Origin of the sequence: Nostoc sp. (genome assembly GCF_036916575.1) — a bacterium.
In the GTDB taxonomy this organism is placed as follows: domain Bacteria; phylum Cyanobacteriota; class Cyanobacteriia; order Cyanobacteriales; family Nostocaceae; genus Nostoc.
On the sequence record NZ_JBALGC010000075.1, the window covers coordinates 26,362 to 49,690 of the forward strand.

28 protein-coding genes and 3 pseudogenes are annotated in these 23,329 nt (G+C 41.6%); 13 read left to right on the forward strand and 18 right to left on the reverse strand.

The window, feature by feature from the left end:
* Window positions 1–63: 63 nt before the first annotated feature.
* The 5 genes and pseudogenes from V7L29_RS15565 to V7L29_RS15585 all read right to left on the reverse strand — a co-directional run bounded on the left by V7L29_RS15565 (window position 64) and on the right by V7L29_RS15585 (window position 3,342).
* A complete protein-coding gene (locus tag V7L29_RS15565) occupies window positions 64–345 on the reverse strand; it encodes a hypothetical protein (RefSeq protein ID WP_334736055.1) in 282 nt (93 codons plus the stop codon).
* Window positions 346–624: 279 nt separating this feature from the next.
* Window positions 625–831 (reverse strand): hypothetical protein, encoded by a 207-nt coding sequence (locus tag V7L29_RS15570; protein ID WP_334691968.1) that lies wholly within the window; start codon window positions 829–831, stop codon window positions 625–627.
* A 98-nt stretch (window positions 832–929) separates the two neighbouring features.
* Window positions 930–1,787: pseudogene (locus tag V7L29_RS15575) on the reverse strand (MetQ/NlpA family ABC transporter substrate-binding protein).
* 258 nt (window positions 1,788–2,045) lie between these two features.
* Window positions 2,046–2,702 (reverse strand): methionine ABC transporter permease, encoded by a 657-nt coding sequence (locus V7L29_RS15580; RefSeq protein WP_334736056.1) that lies wholly within the window; start codon window positions 2,700–2,702, stop codon window positions 2,046–2,048.
* 367 nt (window positions 2,703–3,069) lie between these two features.
* Window positions 3,070–3,342: an NIL domain-containing protein gene (locus V7L29_RS15585; RefSeq protein WP_334736057.1), complete on the reverse strand. Its 273-nt coding sequence runs from the start codon at window positions 3,340–3,342 to the stop codon at window positions 3,070–3,072.
* Between the two features lie 5 nt (window positions 3,343–3,347).
* Here V7L29_RS15585 and V7L29_RS15590 point away from each other — a divergent pair, with 5 nt between their 5' ends.
* Window positions 3,348–3,515: a hypothetical protein gene (locus V7L29_RS15590; protein WP_334736058.1), complete on the forward strand. Its 168-nt coding sequence runs from the start codon at window positions 3,348–3,350 to the stop codon at window positions 3,513–3,515.
* A 63-nt stretch (window positions 3,516–3,578) separates the two neighbouring features.
* Window positions 3,579–4,385 carry an aldo/keto reductase gene (locus tag V7L29_RS15595; RefSeq protein WP_334736059.1) on the forward strand — a complete coding sequence of 269 codons (807 nt, stop codon included), beginning with the start codon at window positions 3,579–3,581 and terminating at the stop codon, window positions 4,383–4,385.
* Between the two features lie 172 nt (window positions 4,386–4,557).
* Here V7L29_RS15595 and V7L29_RS15600 read toward each other — a convergent pair whose 3' ends face one another.
* Genes V7L29_RS15600 through V7L29_RS15610 form a run of 3 tightly spaced genes read right to left on the reverse strand, consistent with a single transcriptional unit; the run spans window position 4,558 to window position 5,160 of the window.
* Window positions 4,558–4,764 (reverse strand): hypothetical protein, encoded by a 207-nt coding sequence (locus tag V7L29_RS15600; RefSeq protein ID WP_334691972.1) that lies wholly within the window; start codon window positions 4,762–4,764, stop codon window positions 4,558–4,560.
* A 30-nt stretch (window positions 4,765–4,794) separates the two neighbouring features.
* Window positions 4,795–4,932, reverse strand: coding sequence for a hypothetical protein (locus V7L29_RS15605; RefSeq protein WP_334691973.1), 138 nt, complete (start codon window positions 4,930–4,932; stop codon window positions 4,795–4,797).
* A gap of 3 nt (window positions 4,933–4,935) precedes the next feature.
* Window positions 4,936–5,160 carry a hypothetical protein gene (locus tag V7L29_RS15610; RefSeq protein WP_334691974.1) on the reverse strand — a complete coding sequence of 75 codons (225 nt, stop codon included), beginning with the start codon at window positions 5,158–5,160 and terminating at the stop codon, window positions 4,936–4,938.
* A 139-nt stretch (window positions 5,161–5,299) separates the two neighbouring features.
* Here V7L29_RS15610 and V7L29_RS15615 point away from each other — a divergent pair, with 139 nt between their 5' ends.
* Together V7L29_RS15615 and V7L29_RS15620 are read left to right on the forward strand one after the other, a co-directional pair.
* The gene (locus tag V7L29_RS15615) at window positions 5,300–5,380 is read left to right on the forward strand and encodes a hypothetical protein (protein ID WP_334692013.1); all 81 of its coding nucleotides are present in this window, start codon (window positions 5,300–5,302) and stop codon (window positions 5,378–5,380) included.
* Window positions 5,381–5,382: 2 nt separating this feature from the next.
* A pseudogene (locus V7L29_RS15620) lies at window positions 5,383–5,586 on the forward strand (porphobilinogen synthase); the annotation flags it as partial.
* A 489-nt stretch (window positions 5,587–6,075) separates the two neighbouring features.
* Here V7L29_RS15620 and V7L29_RS15625 read toward each other — a convergent pair.
* Entirely contained in the window at window positions 6,076–7,500 is a 1,425-nt protein-coding gene (locus V7L29_RS15625) for a hypothetical protein (RefSeq protein WP_334736060.1), read from the reverse strand.
* A 500-nt stretch (window positions 7,501–8,000) separates the two neighbouring features.
* The gene (locus tag V7L29_RS15630) at window positions 8,001–8,324 is read right to left on the reverse strand and encodes a hypothetical protein (RefSeq protein WP_334691976.1); all 324 of its coding nucleotides are present in this window, start codon (window positions 8,322–8,324) and stop codon (window positions 8,001–8,003) included.
* 243 nt (window positions 8,325–8,567) lie between these two features.
* Here V7L29_RS15630 and V7L29_RS15635 point away from each other — a divergent pair, with 243 nt between their 5' ends.
* Window positions 8,568–8,702, forward strand: a complete 135-nt coding sequence (locus tag V7L29_RS15635) for an ABC transporter permease (protein WP_334691977.1) — start codon at window positions 8,568–8,570, stop codon at window positions 8,700–8,702.
* Window positions 8,703–8,939: 237 nt separating this feature from the next.
* On the opposite strand, the gene V7L29_RS15640 is transcribed toward V7L29_RS15635, so the two are convergent.
* Window positions 8,940–9,389 (reverse strand): hypothetical protein, encoded by a 450-nt coding sequence (locus V7L29_RS15640; RefSeq protein ID WP_334691978.1) that lies wholly within the window; start codon window positions 9,387–9,389, stop codon window positions 8,940–8,942.
* A gap of 732 nt (window positions 9,390–10,121) precedes the next feature.
* On the opposite strand from V7L29_RS15640, the gene V7L29_RS15645 reads away from it, so the two are divergent.
* The 3 genes from V7L29_RS15645 to V7L29_RS15655 all read left to right on the forward strand — a co-directional run bounded on the left by V7L29_RS15645 (window position 10,122) and on the right by V7L29_RS15655 (window position 12,081).
* Window positions 10,122–10,340, forward strand: a complete 219-nt coding sequence (locus V7L29_RS15645) for a hypothetical protein (RefSeq protein WP_334736061.1) — start codon at window positions 10,122–10,124, stop codon at window positions 10,338–10,340.
* 432 nt (window positions 10,341–10,772) lie between these two features.
* A complete protein-coding gene (locus V7L29_RS15650; protein ID WP_334736062.1) occupies window positions 10,773–11,363 on the forward strand; it encodes a DUF4360 domain-containing protein in 591 nt (196 codons plus the stop codon).
* Between the two features lie 193 nt (window positions 11,364–11,556).
* The gene (locus V7L29_RS15655; protein WP_334736063.1) at window positions 11,557–12,081 is read left to right on the forward strand and encodes a hypothetical protein; all 525 of its coding nucleotides are present in this window, start codon (window positions 11,557–11,559) and stop codon (window positions 12,079–12,081) included.
* 620 nt (window positions 12,082–12,701) lie between these two features.
* On the opposite strand, the gene V7L29_RS15660 is transcribed toward V7L29_RS15655, so the two are convergent.
* Window positions 12,702–13,835, reverse strand: a complete 1,134-nt coding sequence (locus tag V7L29_RS15660) for an ABC transporter ATP-binding protein (RefSeq protein ID WP_334736064.1) — start codon at window positions 13,833–13,835, stop codon at window positions 12,702–12,704.
* A gap of 283 nt (window positions 13,836–14,118) precedes the next feature.
* On the opposite strand from V7L29_RS15660, the gene mrdA reads away from it, so the two are divergent.
* Entirely contained in the window at window positions 14,119–15,966 is a 1,848-nt protein-coding gene (gene mrdA / locus V7L29_RS15665; RefSeq protein ID WP_334691982.1) for a penicillin-binding protein 2, read from the forward strand.
* A gap of 332 nt (window positions 15,967–16,298) precedes the next feature.
* Window positions 16,299–17,348 (forward strand): serine hydrolase domain-containing protein, encoded by a 1,050-nt coding sequence (locus V7L29_RS15670; RefSeq protein ID WP_334736065.1) that lies wholly within the window; start codon window positions 16,299–16,301, stop codon window positions 17,346–17,348.
* A gap of 60 nt (window positions 17,349–17,408) precedes the next feature.
* On the opposite strand, the gene V7L29_RS15675 is transcribed toward V7L29_RS15670, so the two are convergent.
* Entirely contained in the window at window positions 17,409–18,218 is an 810-nt protein-coding gene (locus tag V7L29_RS15675; protein ID WP_334736066.1) for a M15 family metallopeptidase, read from the reverse strand.
* 102 nt (window positions 18,219–18,320) lie between these two features.
* On the opposite strand from V7L29_RS15675, the pseudogene V7L29_RS15680 reads away from it, so the two are divergent.
* A pseudogene (locus V7L29_RS15680) lies at window positions 18,321–18,809 on the forward strand (AEC family transporter); the annotation flags it as partial.
* Window positions 18,810–18,882: 73 nt separating this feature from the next.
* Here V7L29_RS15680 and tsaB read toward each other — a convergent pair.
* The 4 genes from tsaB to V7L29_RS15700 form a co-directional block, all read right to left on the reverse strand.
* Complete coding sequence (gene tsaB, locus V7L29_RS15685; protein WP_334736067.1) at window positions 18,883–19,539, reverse strand: tRNA (adenosine(37)-N6)-threonylcarbamoyltransferase complex dimerization subunit type 1 TsaB; 657 nt, start codon at window positions 19,537–19,539, stop codon at window positions 18,883–18,885.
* A 220-nt stretch (window positions 19,540–19,759) separates the two neighbouring features.
* The gene (locus V7L29_RS15690) at window positions 19,760–20,209 is read right to left on the reverse strand and encodes a 6-aminohexanoate hydrolase (protein ID WP_334736068.1); all 450 of its coding nucleotides are present in this window, start codon (window positions 20,207–20,209) and stop codon (window positions 19,760–19,762) included.
* Window positions 20,206–20,337, reverse strand: coding sequence for a hypothetical protein (locus V7L29_RS15695; protein ID WP_334691990.1), 132 nt, complete (start codon window positions 20,335–20,337; stop codon window positions 20,206–20,208). Before V7L29_RS15695 ends, V7L29_RS15690 begins: the two co-directional genes overlap by 4 nt.
* An 88-nt stretch (window positions 20,338–20,425) precedes the next feature.
* A complete protein-coding gene (locus tag V7L29_RS15700; protein WP_334691991.1) occupies window positions 20,426–20,674 on the reverse strand; it encodes a Ycf34 family protein in 249 nt (82 codons plus the stop codon).
* Window positions 20,675–20,760: 86 nt separating this feature from the next.
* On the opposite strand from V7L29_RS15700, the gene V7L29_RS15705 reads away from it, so the two are divergent.
* Both V7L29_RS15705 and V7L29_RS15710 read left to right on the forward strand, forming a co-directional pair.
* On the forward strand, window positions 20,761–22,086 hold the full coding sequence (locus V7L29_RS15705) for a CCA tRNA nucleotidyltransferase (protein WP_334691992.1): 1,326 nt from the start codon (window positions 20,761–20,763) through the stop codon (window positions 22,084–22,086).
* Window positions 22,087–22,232: 146 nt separating this feature from the next.
* On the forward strand, window positions 22,233–22,475 hold the full coding sequence (locus tag V7L29_RS15710; RefSeq protein ID WP_334736069.1) for a hypothetical protein: 243 nt from the start codon (window positions 22,233–22,235) through the stop codon (window positions 22,473–22,475).
* Between the two features lie 104 nt (window positions 22,476–22,579).
* Here V7L29_RS15710 and V7L29_RS15715 read toward each other — a convergent pair whose 3' ends face one another.
* Complete coding sequence (locus V7L29_RS15715) at window positions 22,580–22,984, reverse strand: DUF2294 domain-containing protein (protein ID WP_334691994.1); 405 nt, start codon at window positions 22,982–22,984, stop codon at window positions 22,580–22,582.
* Window positions 22,985–23,329: the final 345 nt, after the last annotated feature.

Genomic DNA, 23,329 nt, shown 5'->3' on the forward strand with positions numbered 1-23,329 from the left:
ATTCCTTCTCTTGTTAGGTAAAAAAAATTGGGCATAGATTTGCAGCATGAACTCAAATTTGCATTAAACGGCTGGAGATTTTCTCTTACGTACACTGAAATGAGCGATAAACGCCACAGCCAACAAAAAGAATCCCAAGCCACAAACGCCGTTCCACTGCCACAATCCCCAGGTATAAGTACCAAGAAAAGAGCCAAGTGCGCCACCAGTGTAGTTAGTAACCATGTACACCGTATTCAAACGGCTCTCAGCATTTGGAACTAAGTTGTAGACGCGGATTTGGTTTAAAACGTAACCAGTGTGCATTCCCAAGTCAAGAATAAGCATCCCTAATATAAGACCCATCAAATGAGTTCCACCAGCTATCCAAAGGATGACAAAAGCTGATAGAGATAGTAGCGTGAAGGAGGCAGGAGGCAAAAGGTAGAAATTTATCTGTTCCTCTCAATCCCATCTAATTCCAAGCCACCAAATCATTCGCGCAGCGTCTGCCAGAGAAGATTTTGGTAGGGGACTTAAACCGCAAGCTTGTTAGCGTAGTTTACCGCCGTAGGCATCGCAGCAGTTCTTGCTCAGGGTAGGAGGCAGGAGGAATACTGCCCTCAGCAAGGACTGCTTTTCTTGTTAAATACTTGTTGAATGACTAGAATCCTGATCAGGACTTGGATGAATAGGCTGCTCATCAGGCTTTTGGGTCTGCAATTCCCAGATATCGCGTTTTCCTAGTTCTTGATCCACTAATAACTGTAGATGATCTGGTAATTTATTGTTTTGCCAGATTGACCAAATTTCTCCACAAAATAATTCTTTTTCAACTTGTCCAAAAAGCATTGCTTTATTCTCCAGTCATGTCACAATTTAAGTTTAGTAACTCCTAATTTAGGAGAGACGAAGTAGCAAAATTTTCATCCTTCATTCTTTCACCACCTTTAAAATACAGGTACTATTCGCCCCTGATACTGGTTGTTAATAAAATCTCTAACTTGTGGATCGTTAAGCAGCTTGTTTAGCTTCTGAATTTTGGGTTCATTTTCTCGACCCTGTAATGTGACTAATGCCAGCACATACTTTTTATCCTTAGCTGTCTCCTGTCCCATAGATTGCGGTGTTATTCCTGCTAGAGCAACAATTTGAGCCGAGAAAACAATGAAGTCTACATCATTAATAGCTCGAACTACTTGGACTCCTTCTACTTCCTTGATTCGCAAGTTTTTGGGATTCTCGGCTATGTCTCTTTAAGTTACAAATTCTTTGGTATTTTTCTTAAGTTTTATTAACCCATTACTTGCCAGTAATCTCAGTCCTCGGTCATTATTAATCACATCATTGACAATTGTGACAGTGGCATTTTGGGGAACCTCATTCACCGATTTGAGCCGTTTTGAGAAAAGACCGAGTGTGCTTAAGGAAACTAGATTTAATGGGATTAAATTGATTTTGAGTTTTTTAACAGCATTATTCATGAAAGGTCTGTGTTGAAAAAAATTGGCATCGATTACTTTGTCTCTTAAGGCTGTATTCGGTTGTATCCAGTCATTAAAAGTAACAACTTTTACTTCTAATCCTTCCTGAGGTGCCAGCTTGGTATTTACAAACTTCAAAATATCTTCAGATATGATTCCCGTCACTCCGACTTGAATAACTTCTTTTTGTGCAGTTGCTTGGGCTGTATTTGAAGATACTTGAGCTTGTTGTTGGCTACAGCTAGCAAAGAATATGGAGACACTAAATGAGGTTAAGGCTTGCAGGAAAAATCGGCAGTTAATTTTTAGATGTTGTATATTCATTAGCAATATTCTTGGTTAAACTTAAACGAATCGTAAAAAAGAGGCAGTGCGGTCTTCTCCAAAAGGGAGAGGCTAGCGCCTGCCGCGTAGGATGCCCGTTCGCGGAGCGTTTGGTAGAGAAGGGCTGTAGGGGGTTTCCACGCCACTTGCTTCACTTGGGGAGACCCCAAGACTGCAGTGGCTCCCCATGAGCGACTGCCGTCGCAAAGGACACAGAGAGAAAATTCAATAGTTTACGAATCCTGGCAAAATGGCGATTTATCGTTTTCGCATCCGTTGCGCCAGTAAATCGCCTAAAAACTGTACGATTTGCACTAGGGCAATCAGAACCACAATCGTAGAAATCATGACGCCAACATCGAATCGTTGGTAGCCGTATTGAATTGCCAAATTACCTAAGCCGCCGCCACCAACAGCCCCAGCCATTGCTGAAGAGTTCAGTAGACTCACAACCAGAATTGTCATACCCAACAACAGGGATGGTAAAGCCTCTGGAATCAATACTTTGAGGACGATTTGCCAATGGTTGCAACCCATTGCTTGGGCGGCTTCTATTAGTCCTTTATCAACTTCGAGAATGCTGGTTTCAGCGATGCGGCCGAAAAACGGGATGGCGGCGAGAGTTAGGGGAACCAGCGCCGCTGTGCTACCAATGGAAGTACCGACGATCAATCGCGTCAGTGGTGTCAAGACAACTAACAAAATAATAAAGGGAAACGATCGCCCAGTATTAACGATCGCACCCAACGCTTTATCCACCTGTGGAAAATCTAGCAGGTTCCCTGGTCCTGTCATCACTAAGATTAAGCCCAAAGGCAAACCTAAAAGTATCGCTACTACTACTGATATACTCACCATGTAAAAAGTTTCACCAGTAGCCAGCCATAAACTTTGCAGCAATTCTTGCGCTTGCATCAATGCACCTCCACTTTCAACTCTGATTTGGGTAAATATTTCAAGCCTTGGGTTACTTTTAATCCTTCTAGTTTGATGTGAAACTGACCAACGCGGCACTCGCTTACTGTTTCGACACTATGGGCTTTTCTAATTGATTGACACTACGAATTAAGCTACTTTTTCCTGCATTACTTTGTCCTAAACCTGGTTTAAAAAACTGCTGTGCCACTAATTACCTGCTATTGGGCAATTTATTTATATACTACGGCAAATCTATAGAATTAAAGTAGTATTAACTATAAGATTTGTATAGATGAGGATAAAAAACAAGGGACTATTTCACTACTGGCACTGTTTGCGTCTTCAGGGTAATTGACTTTTTGGCTCAATGCACCTCCACTTCAAACTCTGATTCGTGTAAATATTTCAAAGCTTGAGTTACCTTTGATCCTTCTAGTTCAATGTGAAAATGACCAACGCAGCGATCGCCTACGGTTTCGACGCTACCGCTGAGGATATTAATATCAACATCAAAACGACGTGCTAAAGTGGCGAAAATGGGCTGAGTGGCTTGTTCTTTAGCAAAGGCAATCGTTGCTAGCACCGCGCCAGGACGTGCTATATGTCCATTCCAACGCGGGAAAACTTCTTGGGCCAAAAGCGATGTCTGTCTTGAAAAGTTCTGATGCCTGCGGCGGGCTGCGCCAACAGCGGAAGCCGCCGCTCCGACGCCAGTTGAAGAGCGAACAAGTCGGGAAACCGCAAGGGCGCACTGGCTCGACTTTTCGCTACGACGGGCTATGCCTACGCCCCAAAATTAACATTCATTGATGATGTCCTCACTAGCACCCTATTGGCGTAATACACTGAAAGTAAGAAGTGGGATAGTTGACTGTGAAATTATCAACACTACAAGGACAACCAGCAAGTATTCTCGGTTTGGCAGGGCAACAGTCGATGGATGCTGTAACTGTTGCATTTGCATTTGAGGCGGCAATCAATTACTTTTTCTTTTACAATTTAGAATCTGAAAACTTTTTGGATGGATTAAAACTTCTGTTGGCTGTAAAGCGTGAGCAGGTCTTAGTCGCAACGGGGAGTGAAGACCGAGATATAAGCTCTTTACGTCATTATCTCGACTCTGTGCGCCATCACCTAGATGTCGATAGGGTGGACGTATTCTTTGCTGAATATGTCTCTTTTGCTGACGACATGACCCAGGTTCAGGTGTTGCTTGATGAACTTTGTTCATGGAAAGATAAAGGACTTGTGCGCTACGTGGGAGTTACCACACACAATCGAGCCATAGCTTCAGAAATGATAGAGCGTCATCAGTGTGATGTGTTGATGCACCGTTACAATATGGCACATCGTCAGGCTGAACAAAACGTTTTACCTGCTGCTCAAAAAGCTGGTATTCCCGTGGTGGCATTCACTTGCACGCGCTGGGTAACTCTTCTTAAAGGACATCCCAACTGGAAAAAAGAACCACCCACAGCAGCAGATTGTTACCGCTATGTGCTGCATCATCCAGGGATATCTCTGGCACTTACTGCCCCAAAAACTAGGCAACAATTAGAGGCAAACCTCTCTGTTTTGCACGCGCCTCAACTCCAAGCGCAAGAAATAGCCAATTGGCGGAAATATGGGAACTTAATTTATGGAACTGGGCAAGATACGTTTGATACTCAGTGGATTTGAGGACGGGTTGAAAGCGTATACAAAGACCGCTGGTTGCGATGGCGTACCCGCCCACCGTAGGTGATCGCCATCAGGCGGCTTTAAAGTAGCATCGCAATTTTCTATTCAGTTTTCATCAATACTTCCAACTGTGCCAACAACTTCTCTACTTTATCTTTTTTTTAGGATCATCCTATACTTTAGCTTTCTTGAAGCGTTGGAACGTATCATCAACGCGGTCTTTTATGGATGCTGATTCTGGTTGAGATGACGAATTCGATTGAGCAGCAAGCTCAATTTCTTTAATCTTGCGCTTGATTTGGTTCAATGAGAAATTATAGGCGATCGCATCTTCTAGGAGTTGTTTTCGTGTTGACTCATCTTTAACTCCTGCGAACAACTTGTTGAGTTTTATATTTAGTTATTGAATTTATTTCATCAGTCTCTCTGCTTTTCTAAAAAGTTTTACTTCACTCTCTTGAGTAGAAGCTTTATCTAAGTCAGCCTCTACTTTTGCTAACTCTTCTTTCTTGGCTGCTATACGTTTTTTGTAATGTTCAATTTCCACATTTTAAACAGCTTCCTGTGAGGATATTTTTGAAGTATTTTCTGATCGTCGTTCTGTAGGGAAGGATTGACTCACGGGATCAAACTGAACAGGGACATCCTTAAATAACTGTCCTCCCTGGTTATACTCCCAACGCAGATATAACACAGGACGATACCACTGATTACCTTCAATCCCCATTGCACTCTGTCCTCGCCGTAGTGCGATCGCCAAACTAGATGATGACATGCTCAATGAACTTTACGGTGCAGCAGGAAAAAGGGTTTGAGCCTTGTTTACTTTTCTTTACACAGTTGGGTTTTATTCTGCCAACTTACTTACTCAACGAGGTTATGGCAGAAACCATCCTTTTGCTAGAGAAATTCGCATGGAGGAAGTGGAGGTGGTGATTTGCCCGGAAGAGTTGGGATTTGAAATTGCGATCGCTAATATAGCAATCGAAGTATAGGAGGAATTAATGCTGATCGCATCGCACTTTTCTCCGTTATCCCGGAAAATAAAAAATCCGACATAAAGACACAAAGCTACAACCCAGAGGGATTGGTACAGCAAACCGTCAAAGCCATTAAACAAGCAGTCCCAGATATTGTTGTCATTACCGATGTTGCCCTTGACCCTTTCACCACTCATGATCACGATGGTTTAGTTGATCAAAAAAAGTTGACTCGTTCGTATTTTGTGAAAAACGTCAGGATAATATATCTATTGAGTATTCCTCACTAGTTTCACTGCGAGAAAAAACCAACAACCAGCAGAGGCAAGAGTATTAGGACAGACATAATCAAAACGAGGGTTGCCGACTCGATTTTAATGTAGTTCTTTTCTGGATCGCGCATTTGGCACTCTCTCGAACAAAAAGTATATGAAATTAGCCTAAAGGATGTTTATTCCTTTTTCAAAGCCCAATCAGGTTGAAAAATGTAAATTTTTTAGGGATTCCAGCCCATTCAACTTGCAGATTTTTAATTCTAGCAATTTTATCCCCTCATCAGCTTATTTTTTCCAAGGTAGTTTAGTCCCCATTTCAGTCAATGCAGAAAAGATGAGATAGAGAATGAGTAACCCAGCACCCGCAAAAAAAGCTAGTAAATCGTTATCCATAAGTGCTATTTGCTAAAACTTCGCTAATCATAGCGGAATCAACTAATATTTAGCATTTTTCTGAGCTTGCAATCTTTGGTCTTCTGGATGCATGTACCAGCCATACCAGTGACGAACTGTTAGCCAAACGGCTGAAAGAAAACCCGCTAAACTAAGGGTTAGTCCACTGAACGGTACTAATAATCCAAAGATGGGTAATACTGCTCCAGTAATTGTGGCGACGATCGCAGCCAGGGAAGCACTGCGGCTGGCTCCCAATCCCCATGTCAAAATTAGTAAGATGATGGAAATTAAAGTCCAAGCCAACTGAGCATTTATAACGCGAGCCAGATAGGTCAAAGTCAACAGACAAGCAAAGAAAATACTAGCAGCGATCGCTATATTTTTAAAATTCATTGGCAGTGACAAATATAACAATAATATCCACCACAGAAATATTGCTGGTGCTAGCAATAAAAGACGCGGAATTACCCCCGTGTGACGAATAGGTTCGGTATTGGTAAAGACTCCAAATGGATTTTTTACTGAAACATTATCATCAAATTTCCAAGTAAATCGCGTACTGCGTCCGTCAACTTTAATCTCATTAGGTACAATACCACTGGCAAAATCAGCCGGAGCAAAGTTGGCAGTTGCTGTGAGGCAAAAGTTGGAAAGCAACTGTCCCGTTGCACTATAAACCCAGCGCGGCCCTCCTTGAGCCTCATAGGTGACTCGAAAGGTGGTTTCTTCTCCTGGTTGTAAGCTAAAGGGAAAATTATAATCACCGGTATTGGTTGGTTGTAGCCTAGTCCCGTCACGCTCGATTTTGTATCTAGCAAGCAGCGTGTAACCGTTGGGTGGCGGTGCTTCAAAGAAAAAATTATTAATATCCTTGAGTTGGTTAATTACTTTATAGTCAGCAGTATAATTTACCTGATAAATTGAACTGCGACCTGGAACATCTACGCTTTGGTCAAGCTTGACTTGAATTTGCGAACCAGCCAGCATTAAGAAGCGGTTGATCTCTCGTGTCTGGTTTACCTTAACTATCTTGCCATTGACTTGAGTGGTATAGGAGTATGGCTCTCGAATAGAGTAGCGCACTTGGGGCGCAAACTGTTCGAGCTTCTCACCTGCAACAGTTTGAGCCACTTGAGCCACTTTTGCTTGTTCCCAGTGGTGATAGCGATTGCTCAAAGTTGAACACAGAAAAAATCCCGGCACTAACAGAACTAATACCAGAGTTAAATGCTGTAATCCTCGCAGCAGTTGAGAATAACCAACAGCCCATTCGCCAATGAATATTAGTTGTTCCGGCTGGCTTCGACGCAGAGAAAAACTCACCAGAGCGATCGCAACTCCCAAAGCTATAACCAAAAATACTAATAACAGTGAAGCTTTGAGCGCCTGGGTTCCAAATTGGACAAGCTCAATCGGATGCGTCAAATCGGGTAATCCGGGAATACCTTGAGCAGAAGATGACATTGGCAGATTTTTGCAGAATTTGGAGAACCAGACTGATAAAATCTCTCAAAGGTTTCTGGAAAAATGTTTTATTTAATACGCAGATAGTTGAAATAAGTGCTGCGTAGGCGTAGCCAGCCGTAGGCATCGCTCTGACTCGGAATTGCTCAACTGCAATTTGGTATAAACATCAAAAACCCGGTCTTCATGACCGGGCTTTTGAGCGGAAACAATGGGGCTATATTCCCCGAAGGTTAGTTATAGAGGTTCAGTATAATTTTGATACTCTGATATGTACTACCACCCCGTTGTTATCGATTCCGGAAAATTCGCGAAGAATTTTTGAGTAATCTTTTTTTATCTGCCAAAATACAGCAACCTTACTGGTAGCATCAGCGTATAGGATTAAGAAATATTAATTTTCCGGCTTTTGCTGATGAATAATGCATTTGGTAGCTGGCAAGAATGGCTAACAGTATTCGTCTATCTAGGTTTCACCGTCTTTATTGTCTGGCGCGTGTTTACCGCCGAGAAGAATTAAAAAAGCTGCATATCATCTCACCAGGGTCTTTTTGCTCAAAGGGCAAAACAGTCCCACCTCGTTGAACCTTGACTCGTTCACGACAATTGTAGACCTCGGTGGGTCTTTTTACTCCATCCACACTAACGGTTGCCCTGTATTCCCAATAATTTTTAGCACTTCGGTTGATACTAAGAATGCAAATCTGGTGGCGTAGCCCGTCGTAGACATCGTAATTGCGGCATACAGATGCAAAAGCCGGATGTGCTACGGTGAAAAACAGTATCAATAACAACGCAAGTATTACGTATTTAATCCTGTTCATAAAAAATTATTTGACATTATATTATTTGGAGCAGCAGCTAAAAAGCTCACAATACCATAGGTGTTATTTTTCGCTAAAGTTTACTAACGGGACTTAAACATTTTTTCGGGACAAACAAGCCTCAAACCCTTACAGGGTAAGGGGAATACACCAAATACTCAAAAATGACCCAAACCCAGATATATCAATCAACTAAGCCTAACGATGTCAAAGTCTTTCTGTATATAGATTTGAGGCTCTTTTTTGGGTGTTTTTTGTCTAAGTCCCACTAAGGAAGTAGGAGAATCGGCAACAAAAGCAGTTGTTACTAGTTGGGTATCAATTTTTCTCATGGATTTTTTCCTCTCTCTACTGCTGTTTGAACAGCCTGAATTTTGAACCCAAGCAAGTATTGAAAAAGATTCCTGACTTCTTAAAACAGTCAGGAATTTGAGCCAAAAAGAAATCTTTAGGTAAGCAATATTGGTTCTGAAGCGTTGGCGCAACCCGCACTTCGGCAAAGCTACTTCTCTGCGAAAGGCTGCGCCCTAAGTGTAGCTATGCCGCAGGCTTTACGACTGCGCTCAGTACAAGTCAGTGACCACCGCAAGTATCGCTAGCTTTTTTGGGTATACTTCATAACGTTAGCGGAATTTGGGAATATATTAACTTGTAAATTAGCGCACCCAAAGCTAAACCTCCCAATGAAAAGATAGACGCAGTTAAAAAGGCTAGCCCTTCCCTAAGACTTGCTCTTTGAAAGTCTATCCTGACTAATATAGTCGCTGAAATGATCAGTAAGGTATCAAGAAATACCCCAAACCAGGCAATCATAATAAAAAACAAGAAAGCTGCTAAGACGGCAACGCCGAAAGTCCTGGTATTTGATTTAAGCAAAACACTGTAGGAATACGTCATTTTCGACCAAGGAGCAGTCAACGTTACTATTAAAAGCAAGATAGCAACTACAGTTACTAGCCACACAAACAGAGGAGCATGTGTTTCAGATATTACCCAGCCCAATGTACTGTAACTAAGCAGTACTAACGCTAGGGACATCCAAGGAACTCTTTTCAAAATTGACATGAGTTGATATTCCTAGTACAGGGTCAAGGTATTATTCCATTACTGAATGTTATAACTCACCGTTCGCACCCATAGGATTTGACTAAGAAGAATTGGCTCAATTGTCTCGTCGCGATGAAATTGAAGTTACGCCTGATTTGGTCGAGAAGGATAACGACGGCTGGTATCCAAAATTAAGGATGCACTAATATTTGAGACTGAGGCGGAAATTTTTCACAAACCGTGATTTTAAACGAGCTAAGGCGCAGTTAGAGGCTGAGGAGAATTCGATATGGAAACCAGATTTTAATAAAGGGCAGCTATTGCCAGGAAGTTATCAGTTATCAGTGGGGAGTCAGAGTTTGAGACTTTGTGTAGATTCTCAATAAAAACAGCTATTTCACTGTGATGCCTGCGGTGGTCACTGACTTGTACTGAGCGCGGTCGTAAAGCCTGCGGCATAGCTACGTTTAGGGCGGGACGCTCCACGAATGTGGAAGCAAGCTAGCAAGAGCGTTTCGTAGAGAAGTGCGGGCTGTGACGCTCGGTCGCGCAGCGTGCCGTAGGCAAGACTCGCTACCGCTTCGCTAACGCTATCGGTGTCGCACTATTAAATCGGTGATTTATACCCCTAATTTTTAGCACCTAACTTTGGAGCACTGCTTCTTTATACTACTTTTTTTAAGTTTGCAGTGTTTAAAAACACAATATATTTGTGATCTATAACACACACTTACTAATTTAGACAACTATATGATTTCAACTACATGGACGTACAGCAAGAATACATTTGACAACAGACATTCCGCACCCTCAACTGTCACAATCGGTTTTTCGCATTTTCATTCAGATTTGATGTTGTATTTAATACAAAAATCATCAAATCAGGATTGCGATCGCCTACGGCGGGGCGTAGCCCATCGGGCATCGACAAAACCCCAAAATCTGAAAATTCGTAATGTAACACTTTAGGATGCGGAATGTGGGTTACAACTTGATGTTCATCTAATTTCTGTTAACTCCAGGGATACTACAGTTATGCTTCATTGTCTGATTGAGCAGAAATTGTCAAAGCATACCTGAAAGGATTTCTCACAATTGAAGAGGCTGGGGTAGAAGGCAGAAAGCTGGAAGTATCAATTAAAACTTTAGTTGTAGGTCATTGCCTACTCCTATAACAAAATTGTGTCGAGATGCGTAAGCTAATCGTCATTCATTTTTGTGGACTGATTCGCTTGTAGTAACGACTTCAGCCCTAGTTTTATGCAACTTAAATGCTCATTAGCTTAAAAGCAGACACAAGGCATCCTTGCTTTAATCCCATGCTTTTAAACACGAGAACATAGCTGCCTTCTGAATGCATTTTTCATCAAAATACAACCTAATAGCATGAGTAGAATCCATATGAACTTTAAACAATTTGGTGTGTTAGTGTCTATATCTACAATTTTCGGAATGAACCTTATTGCCAACAAGGCTTTGGCTCAAGAATCGCCTAGTATTACTTTCGGAGATGCGATTGCGGCTGGTGGATGTAAGATTGTAGATCAGCAAGTTGGAGAGGACGGTAGAACATTATCGCTTATATTAGATAAATTTAGCGCATTCAACGGTCAGCGTAATAGGTGTATTATACGTATTAATACTATTATTCCAAGTGGTTTCAATATCCAAGAGTTAAATGTACTGTACCAAGGAAGTGTTGGTGTTGGTCCAACCAGTAAAGGTCCAAATTTCAGCAGAAGCTACACCTTTAGTGCTGGTAACCTTGGTCAAGTCGTAGCTACCCCTCAAACGACCAAGTTTAAAGAAGACGATCCTCTTTTTCAGGTGCAAGATAATCTTGACGTGATATCTGCTTCATGTGGTGGACAAGGACAATTGGGTCTTAATTTGATTGAACAATCCTACCCAGGAAGTAATATTATTGTTGATACAACCGATGTCAATGCTGGGAAAGTAATATTGAGTCTAGACCTAATTCCTTGCTCTTAACAAAACAGAATATATTTGGCAGAATTCAGTTGGGTATTCTGACCGAAAAAGCGGATGAATGAATTGTGAAATACCGCACCCAATTCCAAATTTGGTAGTTATTAATGAGTAGTGTGTCTAAATCCCCTACTCATTGATTCTACCAGATGTATTCTTCTTTAAGATTCCAAATTTATCTAAATGGAGAGTGGTTATGTTGAGATTAAGTAATGCACGTAATCTTTTCATGTTCATATGCTTGTTTGCTTCATATTGTTATGATGCCAATTCATCTAGCATTGCTGCTCCAATAGGAAATCAGCCACAAATTTCTGTTAGTAATGGATGTAAAATAAATTACAATCCGCAAACAAGTGAGTTGAAACTTAGCTCTAAATTAGCTGTAAACGCACAATTGTCAAGGGCTAGATGTATCATTAGAATTAATACTTCTACTCAAAAGCAATATAGGCTCGTGCCTTTAGCTTTCAAAGGTCAAGTAAAGAAAGCACCAGCACTAGTAGCTATCTCATCATTTGTAATTGGCGATCAACCAACTCGCGTCTTATATACAAGTCCGTCAAATGCAAGTTTTCTTAATTTTGATTTGACCAAGCAAATACTTCCAACTAATTACACAACTCAAGGAAAAAGTATTATAGGCGTTAATTTAGTATTAACAACGAGCGGAGGAGAATTAGAGTTGACAGATGTAAGGTTTACACTTCAACAAAAATAATATATCGCTTATCGTAGCCAAACTTTTCACTGCACAAGACTTTTGACCAAAAAATCATGATTAATAGCATTGTGTTAGAAAAGAAAGGCTTTAACTCTCTCAGGACTTACGCAAAAAGGTATTGAAAGCCTTGATTTACCGTAGGGTATTGCCCCTACATTTCGTACTTGATGCGTAAGTCCTACCTCTGACTATATGAGATTTAAAAGTTAGTTGAAATTTTTAGTTGGCGAGAGTGATGCAAGATGCAAGAGCGTTAGGAAATCAGGGCGGCCGCATCATGTCAATAAGACGACTCTGTTCTCAATAGACTCCAAAATAATCTCATTAATTTTTGCTTATTGACAAATATTTTAGCGTAGGCGCAGCCCGTCATAGACATCGCATTGAGTCTTGGAAAGTAAATCAAACGATAAATCTTGATTTTTTTGTTGGTTCCTAATCTTGGTTGTGATCAAGAGTAATTTAAATGCGTTTGCCCTGGTTAGGGAATGACAAAAAATAAATTATCCAAAATTATTTTTACATTTGTAGGGCAGCTAGACCTTGTGCCCCTACGTTCGCGGAGCGTCCCGCAGGGATGCGATGTTTTTTAATTGTAAGTCCCTTTAGGGAGATTATTATAACTGTTGACTAATAGCTAAACAATCATTTTCTGTCCACCAAGCGTAGATGGGCGTGTCGCGGTCTGGTAAAGCGCCAAAAGTATTAGGTTGTAGCACATTTATGCTAATGCCATTTGTTAATTCCACAACATAATTAACGTGTGTGCCCAAATACATAACATTGACAAGCCGTCCTTCAAAGCAGTTAGCTGGCAAATTGGGTGGATAAAGCGAAAGCTGTATTTTTTCTGGGCGCACGCTTACTACCACAGCTTGTGATAATTCAGATGGTGTATCTTCAGCGCGGCTAATGATAATTGAGAGTCCGGTTTTTGTGGAAATTTTAATATTAGAGGAGTCTACCACTACGATTTCACCGCTGAATAAATTAGTATCGCCAATAAAATCAGCAACAAAAGATGTGCAGGGACGTTCGTAAATTTGGCTGGGAGTGCCAACTTGTTCAATTTTGCCTTGGTTCATCACGGCAATGCGATCGCTCAAAGACAATGCTTCTTCTTGGTCATGTGTTACCATCACAAAGGTCAATCTCAAGTCTTTGTGTAAATTTGATAACTCAACCTGCATTTCCTTACGCAGTTTTAAATCTAACGCCCCTAAAGGTTCATCCAATAGTACGACGGTGGGACGGTTAACTAGGGCCCTTGCTAAAGCAACTCGCTGCTGTTGACCACCAGAAAGTTGATTGGGAAAGCGCGATCGCAAACTTTCCATTTTCACGAGTTTTAAAGCTTCTTCAACTCTAGCTTCAATTTGCGATTTGCGTATTTTTTTTAACCTCAGTCCGAAAGCAATGTTATCCCAGACATTCAAGTGGTTAAATAGAGCGTAACTTTGAAATACAGTATTGACGGGTCGGCGGTAAGGCGGCACATTAGTCATTGACTGACCCTGAATCAATACCTTGCCAGCGTCAGCGATTTCAAACCCTGCAATTAAGCGCAATGTTGTTGTTTTACCACAACCAGAGGGGCCTAAAATACTAAAAAATTCTCCTTGTTTGACATCCAAGTCGATTCCATTTACTGCTGGTTCTTGGTTAAAAAACTTGAAGACATTACGCAGTTCAACATCAAGTGGCTGAAAAGTTGTTATCCCCCTTTGATTCTGCATGACAATTTGAGCCATAATCCTTAGTAGAATGCCGTGATCTTACGTGATGTCAGTAGTCTATTGGGCAGACTAGATTTGACACTTTGGTTTATTGTATCCCCCAAAAACAATAGTTCAAGAATATACTCGCCCAATTCTTTCATACCCATTACTGGGAATGAACTTATAGTTACTATATATACTTATACAAGCATTTTGACATTCTTTGATTCAGCTAACATGCATTCAGATTGCATATTAGCAATTGCTAAAAGGCTTGCTAGGATTACGTTTATTCATTTTGAATTTTGAATTGTTTATGTCTTTATTCCCGTCGCTTGGCAGCAAAAAAGATACACGTACAGTGGGACGTGGTTTGCAATCAATATTTTTAATCGTATTTACCCTATTAATGACGACTGGTATTGGGGCACGTTTGGCATATTTGCAAATTGTTGAAGGGCCAAAACTCCGGGAACGAGCCGAAGCAAACCGAATTCGGATGATTCTCAAACAACCAGAACGGGGCAATATTTTTGACCGAAATGGCAAACTTTTAGCCAGTACTCGCTATCCTAGCTCTGTATACTTATGGCCGATGGCACATACTAAGCCTTCCTGGTCTGTAGTCGGCCCGCGTTTAGCGCAAATTCTCAACATTCCGCAAGATGAGATGGAAAAAAAATTAGAACAAGCAGGTGCTAATTCTTCTTCACTCATCCGAGTTGCTCGTGATCTAAATGAAGCACAAATTACGGCATTAAAGGAGTATAAAAATGAACTCCCGGAAGTGGAAATCAATACCGATTCTGTGCGTTATTATCCCCACGGCAAGGAATTGGCGCATGTACTAGGTTATACGCGGGAGTTGACCGCCGACCAGTTAAAAGACAAGAAGCAGGAAGGTTATCGGCTAGGAGATGTAATCGGTCAGATGGGGGTGGAAAAGGCTTATGAGAAAATACTGCGGGGCGAATGGGGCGGTCAGCGGGTGGAAGTAGATGGTGCAGGTAGACCAATCCGGGTTTTGGGGGAAAAACAGGCAAAAGCTGGTAACGATTTGCACCTGACTATAGATTTAGATGTGCAAAAGGCAGCCGAAAAAGCTTTGGGAAATCACCGAGGTGCGATCGCCGCACTTGATCCGAAGAATGGTGCTGTTTTAGCAATGGTATCTTACCCCACCTTTGACCCAAATATCTTCTCCAAACAAAAACTCTCCCAGAAAGATTGGGAAAGCGTGCAAGGTAAAGATCATCCCTTGATCAATCGTGCCCTGAGTGCCTTTCCACCCGCCAGTACCTTCAAAATTGTCACTACCACAGCTGGACTCGAATCAGGTCAATTCTCGCCTGACTCAGTATTACAAACCTTTGGTTCCCTGACTGTTGGGGGGATGACTTTTGGAGAGTGGAACCACGCCGGATTCGGGCCATTAGGATTTCCCAGAGCGATCGCTATGAGTAGCGATACTTTTTTCTATCAAGTTGGTAGAAAAGTTGGTGGCCCAACTTTAATCGAATGGAGTCGCAAATACGGGTTTGGTCAAAAAACTGGCATTGAATTTCCCAACGAAGAATCAAAAGGCTTGGTTCCAGATGAAACATGGAAGCAGAAAGTTTTGAAGACGCCTTGGACTATAGGCGATACCATTAATATGTCAATTGGTCAAGGTGCTTTACAAGTAACACCCCTGCAATCGGCAATTATGTTTTCTGTCCCTGCTAATGGTGGGTATCGAGTTCAGCCGCATTTGCTCAAAGACAACGAAGAAGCAAAAAGTTGGCGAGAATCTTTAAATATGAAGCCAGAAACCATCAAAGTTCTCCGTGAGGGACTGCGGAAGGTGGTGAGTGAGGGTACAGGTAAGCGCTTGGACGTGCCGACAATTGCTCCAGCGTCTGGGAAGAGTGGCACTGCTGAAGCTGGTATTGGTCGCCCAAATCATACTTGGTTTGGTGCTTATGCCCCGAGTAATAAGCCGGAAATTGTGGTTGTGGCTTTTGGGGAAAATACTGGCGAACATGGCGGTACTGTTTGTGGACCGATGGTTTTACAAGTGCTGGAAGCTTATTTTCAGCATAGGTATCCAGGTAAGTATCAAAAACCGCAGCCTGAGCCATCAGAAGCTAAAACTCAGAATTCAGGACATGTGACTGGAGACTAGTACCGCAAGGCGGAAGTCAAAAGTCAAAAGTATTATGGAATAAGCTCTTTACGGCTTTTCAATGGTCTGCTTATTTACGCCGTGCTGTACTAGGAGAAGGAAGAATTAAAATAATTCGTAATACTCGCTAAAGGCGAGAAGCAAGCTACGTAATTCGTAATTAAGTTTTATAACGAGGATAAAGATAAGAGCCACAAAACTTGCCGTGACTGAGCGTTCGCCAAACGTCTTGTTAGTTGCTATGCAACTTAAACCCACAGAATTAGTTAAAAATACATTTTGAATTTGGAATTATTTTGTCTGGACATCGCCAAACAAAAATGAGGTGAATTGTGATTGACGACTATATTCGAGCCACAATAACTAAAAACCAGATTCCTGGACTTTCTGTTGCAGTGGTGCAGTCAGGTGAACCTGTTTTAGTTAAGGGCTATGGACTGGCGAATGTTGAACACTCTGTTGCAGCGACTGAACACACAGTTTATGAAATTGCGTCTGTCGGTAAAACTTTTACCGCTACAGTCACAATGATGCTGGTGGAGCAAGGGATAATTTCGCTAGAAGAAGCGATCGCAGACTATCTCGATCATCTACCCTTAACGTGGCAAAATGTCACAATCGAGCATATTCTGTCTCATCAGTCTGGAATTCCTAGCTATACCGATGCCCCAAACTACTGGGAAATTACTCATCTTGATTTATCTAAATCTGAAATTTTGGCTCTAGTTACTCACCTACCCCTCAAATTCCAACCAGGTGAGTTTAGCGCCTATGACAATACAGGCTACTATCTACTGGGTTTGATCCTAGAAAAGGTAACTGGACAATGTTATGGAGATTTGTTGCGCGATCGCATTTTTGCTCCTTTGGAAATGAATGCAACCGTAATGAATGATCCCAAAGACATTGTGCCGCACCGGGCTGCTGGCTATCGGTTGCCAAACAGCAAACTTGTTAACAAACCCTACTACAGTCCCTCAGTCACTTATTCTGCTGGAGGTCAACTCTCCAGTGTGAAAGATATGGTGAAGTGGGAACAGGCGCTTTGTAGTGCGACTCTGCTAAAGCAATCAACCCTGGATAAAATGTGGACTCCTCATTTTCCCAATCAGGGCGATGATTGGGAAAAGTTGAGATATGTTGCAGGTTTAGGTTGGTGGGTATTTAATTATGGCGATCGCCGAGTAGTTGGTCATAATGGTTCGATATTAGGATTCGCAAGTAACATTACCCGCTTTATTGATGACAAAATTACCGTGATTTTACTTTGCAATCTAGATAAAATTTCCCGACCAGATGCGATCGCTAAAAAAATTGCTGAATACTACTGTCCAGTTCTTACGGAAGTGGTACTTCAGCCTCCACTAGGAAAGAGAGGATAAAACCAATGACTCCTGACCGAATAATTTGTAAGAATTACGAATTATTTTGTCTCCTGTCTCCTATGGCGATATCTTAGCGGGTTTCAAATTTCTGGCTTTGTAGAAGGTTTCTAAACTATCGCGATCGCCTACAAAACGCCAGTGCCAAGGCTCATAACTCACACCTTGAACATTATCTTTAGGAAATGACATTTCAAAGCTAAAACGCGCTGCATTTGCTTGCAGCCATTGATAAGCCTTGGTATGGTCAAAATTAGGTTGGACATCAGTTGCTGGTACTGCTCCGTCTCCAATATCCACAGCATAACCTGTGTGATGTTCGCTATGACCAGGAGGAGCGCTGAGGGCAGCTCGTTCTGCTGGCGTCTGATTTCGCTGGGCACCGACAGCAAAAAACAACTGCTCCTGATCTTTAACTGAGCGAAAGCCAGAAATTGGTACTAAAATTACACCTGCACTCCGCGCTGCTGCTACCATCTCCTCAAACTTTTGGGCAGCAGCTTTTCGCATTCTAATTCTAATGCCCCTATTTGCGGAGATGGTTACAAGTTGTGATTCAGGGGCTTCTGGGTATGGAAAATGACCTAACACATTATCGCTAGAATTATTAGGTGCTGCGGTCGTTGCAGGAGCAGAAGTAGCTGGTAAAGGTTGAGAATCGGCGGTTTTTTTGGGTGCTGTGACGAAAAACAAAAAACCGCTAATTAAAGCCAGCAGGACAAATCCCGCTACTCCCGCAATCAGCACAATTCGGGGTTGCAACCACATTTTAGGTGTTGCATCAGGGGTATCGCGTACAGCCACTGGAATATCATCACCAAGGTCATTGGATGAGTTTTGCGGTTTTCCAGAAAACCCTGCCTTATTCAAGGGTAAACTCCTGTTTTTGTGGGATAACCATAACAGATTTTGCACTGGACAAAAGTAGACGGAACAGGTAGCATTTTACATCTGTGGTTCTTAGGCGCAATCTTGACAAACCTTTTAGAACTATACGTCAAGCTAGGAGGATTAGTCCTGGTAGATTTTATACTGGGACGCAAACTACCTGTGACAGTTCCTACACGTTTGGGACAGTTTCTTTTTTGGGTGAGAGTACCCATAAGCATAGTATCGTTTTTGCGTCAATCTAGCTTGTCGGGACAAATTTGGATTGCACCTGCGTAGACGTAGCCCGTCGTAGACATCGCTTACCTCGCCATTTTACTAGGAGCATTTTTAGCTTGGTTAGGAATTAAAGCACAAGCCTATTTTAAAAATACCGTCCCTCAACCACCAACTCAGGCTAGCTTGATATTAGCAGCAATGTTGGGTAATACAGGTTATCTTTGTTTTCCGATTATCTTAGCAATGGTAGGCAAGGAATACTTTGCTTGGGCGCTATTTTACGATTTGCTAGGTTCATTCCCAGGAACTTATGGCTTGGGTGTGTTACTAGCAGCGCGTTTTGGCGGTGGTGTGCTCTATAGGTAAGTTCTTTCTGCGCGATTCCTTAGCATTATTAGAGCGTGGCGAAGGAATTGATGCATATCAGTTAAACTTCTACTGGATGCTGCCCATAATATGGCAAAGCCTCTGACCAATTAGGACACTTGCCCTCTTGCCAATCGAGATTAGCTAGTTCTAAAATACTCGTCACTGTCGCTGCTAACCCAGATTGAGCTTGAATCAGCTGATAATCAGTGTTCCAATTAGCTAAAGTTTCTTGCCATGCTTCTGGTGTCAACACTCTATCTGGCAAACACACTTTTAATTTAGAAGTATCTGACTCAAATTGATAAATAGCAGCAAAAATTTGACCTCGTTGTGCTGGCATTTCCACAGCAAAAGTTTTTAGATTTTGACTTTTATCTGCTTCTGACCAAGCTACAGCAGCCAAAGTTGAAATCGCAAATACAGGAATATCTAACTGTTGCCCTAAAGTGCGAGCAGTGACAACGCCAATCCGAGTTCCAGTAAAGCCACCAGGGCCTTTTGCAACTGCGATAAAGGACAAATCTGCCCAAGTTTGCGGTTTGATAAATTCAATTAAATATTGATGCACTAAACTAGATAAATCACGCCCTAAATTCCAAATTTGAGCGCGAGTATCGCCTGCAAAGTTACTAATTGCTAGACCTAATTCGGGAGTGCTGGTATGCAATGCTAAAGCGTATTTTTTGGTTGTGAGGTGTTTTAGTTCCGTTATCAAAGTTATTTAAAATATCTATTTTTCTAAAGTTAACGTGATTTATTCAAGCATATAACATAGCAGTTATTAATTGAATCGATTACACTTTTTTCTTATGTTATGGACAGAATTCTCAGGGTAAACGTTTTGCTATTTCAACAAAATCAGAACGCGTAGGCTAGCAAGAACCGCAGGCATCGCAAATCTTCGCTTACTGTTCACTTTATCTGTGCAATCCTTGCTAGGATGGGGGATTTGGATTACCGCCTTGCTGTCTCAGTAGATAGTCCAAAACTCGGTCAATTCGCTCCAAGGCAGCACCCGTGGTGAGTTGAAACTCCTGAAACTGAGATTTTTGTTCGTCAAAGTTTCGGTCAAGCTTTAGCATGAGTGCTTCTAATCGCTCAGTTCGTGCCTTTGTTTCCTCTGTCTCATTGCCTGCCTTTGTAAATATACGTTGCGTGTGAGTGATAAAACTATCAACCTTATCAGAAAGTTGGTCAACCTTTCCCCCTACCTGGTCAACACGTCCCCCTAGTTGATCAAGGTGAGATTGGGTACGGTCTTGTTTTATGGTCAACTCATCAAGCCGCCTGTTTGCTGATTCGGCATAGCTAGCAGTAGACACTAGCAATCGTTTAACAGTTTCGAGTTCATCTTCTACATAGTCTAGTCGCTGTGCGTTGGTCATGCTGTTTTCTCTTGGCTGGCTTCTTTATCTTCTGCGATCGCTTTGTTGACATCTCGTTCGTATACCATGAATTCGTGAGCGTTGATGGACAAAATCTCATTACAGCAGAAATCATGTATTTGAACCACATCTGTCGTAAGGGCACAGCAATGCTGTGCCCCTAGCGCGTGGTCTATTTACCTGAAAATAGCTGTAAGATACACCAATCATTTTCTATCAAGTCGGCACTAATTCACCAGGACGCAACTTCGACCACTTACCCGTTTCCCGCTTAAAGCTCAGACAACCAACAACATCCCATTCCATTTCAATTACATCCTCCTTAGTCCGAATGTTGACATTGATAGAAGGTTCATTCGGATCAAAATTTGGTGTTTCGGTTAAGTGAGGCTGTTGGTGCTGCCCTTCTACGGCATGATAGGTCAAACAGCGGTCTACATAGTGGCAGTTCACGCAAATACACATAATAGAACCAACTCCAGGGGCCTTTATTGTTAATCTAACTTAAGCGCAACTGTTATTCATGAGTTGCTGGGTTGATTTTTATTACAATGCATAAATCAGTTCTTTCTACCCTAGCTCCGGAAAATTGGCCTTTTAGTTTAGAATTGCTGCCACAACCCGCTTACATGGTAGGTGGCGCTGTCCGAGATGCTATCCTTGGCAGAACTCGCGAATATCTGGATCTAGATTTTGTTATACCATCTAAGGCGGTAAACGTAGCCAGAGCGATCGCTCGTCATTATAAAGCTGGTTTTGTGTTACTCGATGCAGAACGACAAATTGCCCGTGTGGTTTTTCCCCACGCTACAGCTGATTTTGCCCAACAGGAAGGAAATAGTTTAGAAGTTGATTTGCACAGACGGGATTTTACAGTAAATGCGATCGCCTATAATCCTCATACACAAGAAATTATCGATCCTCTGCAAGGTTATCTAGACTTACAACAGGGCATTTTGCGAATGGTATCACCCGCGAACTTAGAAGATGACCCTTTGCGGTTAATGCGAGGTTATCGCCAAGCCGCCCAACTAGGTTTTACTATTGAGCCAGCTACCCAAGCCGCAATTCGTTCTTTGGCATCACATATCAGCAAAGTTGCAACCGAACGAGTTAGGGTAGAAATTGGCTACCTACTCAGCAATTCTCAAGGTACTCCTTGGATCACAAGTGCTTGGGAAGATGGTTTACTTGCCCCTTTCTTCAAAAACGCCACTCGTGAAAGCTTGCTGAAACTAGCAGCTGTTGACAATGCAGCTGCCTTACTTACCCAAAATTGGCAACAATTAGGGGCACAATTGCAAGAATATGTCCGCGATAGTATCAAAACCACTTGGTTAGGTATTGCCAAACTTGCTTGTCTTGTCAACCCAGATCCGGAATTAGCAGAAATAGAGCTTCACGAATTAACTTATAGTCGTGCCGAAATCCGGGGTGTAACCACTGCTCTGAAACTGTTACCGCAGTTTCAAGTAGTTAATATGTCCTTGCGAGAACAATACTTTTTGTTCCATGACGCAGATATTGTGTTTCCCGCTACGGCAGTGCTAACTGTAGCACTTGATAATTTGGTAGAGGCGATGTCTGGTGACAAGCCACTACACACAGCAGTCGCTACAACAGAGGAAACCAAAGCAAGACGTTGCCAAGTCTTGGCACCTTTGATCAACCGCTACTTGAACCCTGATGATCTGGTCGCTCATCCCACTCCACTGGTGAGTGGGAAGGAGTTGATTATAGCATTAGATATTCCAGCTTCGCCAATGATTGGCCAACTGTTGACAGAAATTGCCGTAGCACAAGCTCAGGGAAAAGTTTCAACACCAACAGAGGCGATCGCATTTGCACGTCAGTTATTTGAGGGTCTTTCTGCCTAGCTTTTCTTGGACAAGATTAATTGCTTATGAATGGACAGCCTTTAATTTTGGTTGTAGAACAGAGTCTACATGATTTAGAGCTATTTAATTCTCATCTAAGAATATTAAATTTTTCATGCATTTGTACCAAAAAAAGGGTGAGGGCTGTGATATTGACACAAATTCATCAACCAGATTTAATCCTGCTAGATATGATGCTATCTGATTTGAGTGCGAACCGAGTCCTTGATTACCTCAAACACGACTCAAAAACTGCTACTATCCCAATCATTGCAGTAACACCTCTAGCAATGACACAAGATGATAAATGCACTATAGCAATCCTATTTGATTTCGTTCAAATTCGTGGTGTCCAGCTCCCCGACTTTTTTAAGAAGTCGGGGAGCTAACTTTTCACGAATGATTTAGGATTGCTATATGCTCAAAGTATTTGATGATTGCGTTACTAAAGCTTATGATTTTAATCAAATAGAAGTAGTAATCATTCGCTACATCACTCAGCTAAATTTTTGACATTTTCATTGGGAATAGATTCGTGATTAAAAATCTGAGGTAATTGATTAAAAACCACAATAATCCCAGTCCGACCTGTTGCTAAATTTGTGTTGGTCATGAGTTCGAGGACAGGTTGACCAATAATTTTCTCAATTAAAATTTTCAATTCTGGTTTAATTATTTTCTCTAAATAGAATCGTACTTGTTCAGCTAAACTTTTATAACCTCCCTTCAGTAGAGTTTGTTCAGCTGGGGTCACAGAGTTTTCTAGAGAAATCACAATTTCAGTATCAAAAAAGTGGCAAATGATTTGGCTAGGATATTTACCTATTCTATCATTATAGAATTTGATGATCTGCTGTGATATTTCTATTTCTAATTGTCCAATATGAGGTTCTATCATTAGCAGTTACAATGTAAAATTTATCGTTCGAGTCACGGAGTCGAAGTATTCAATATTATAGTAGATGATCAGTAAAGAGTCCGATAAAATCAATATTGTATGTGAAGTTAGTGTATCAATGTGATGTATTTGCTATGGATTTATTAGAAAAAATTCCCAAATTTGACGAAGTAAAGTCAGTAAACCACAAACTTTTGAAAACCAACGTAAAAACATGGGTTTCAGGCATCAGGAATCAGGAGTATTGACCATTGGTTTTAGAGGGTTCTTCAAGCGAACGCTTGAAGGTAACTATAGGTATCGTCTCAAATGCTTAACAAAACGTTGTTTTGTGATATCTCTAAC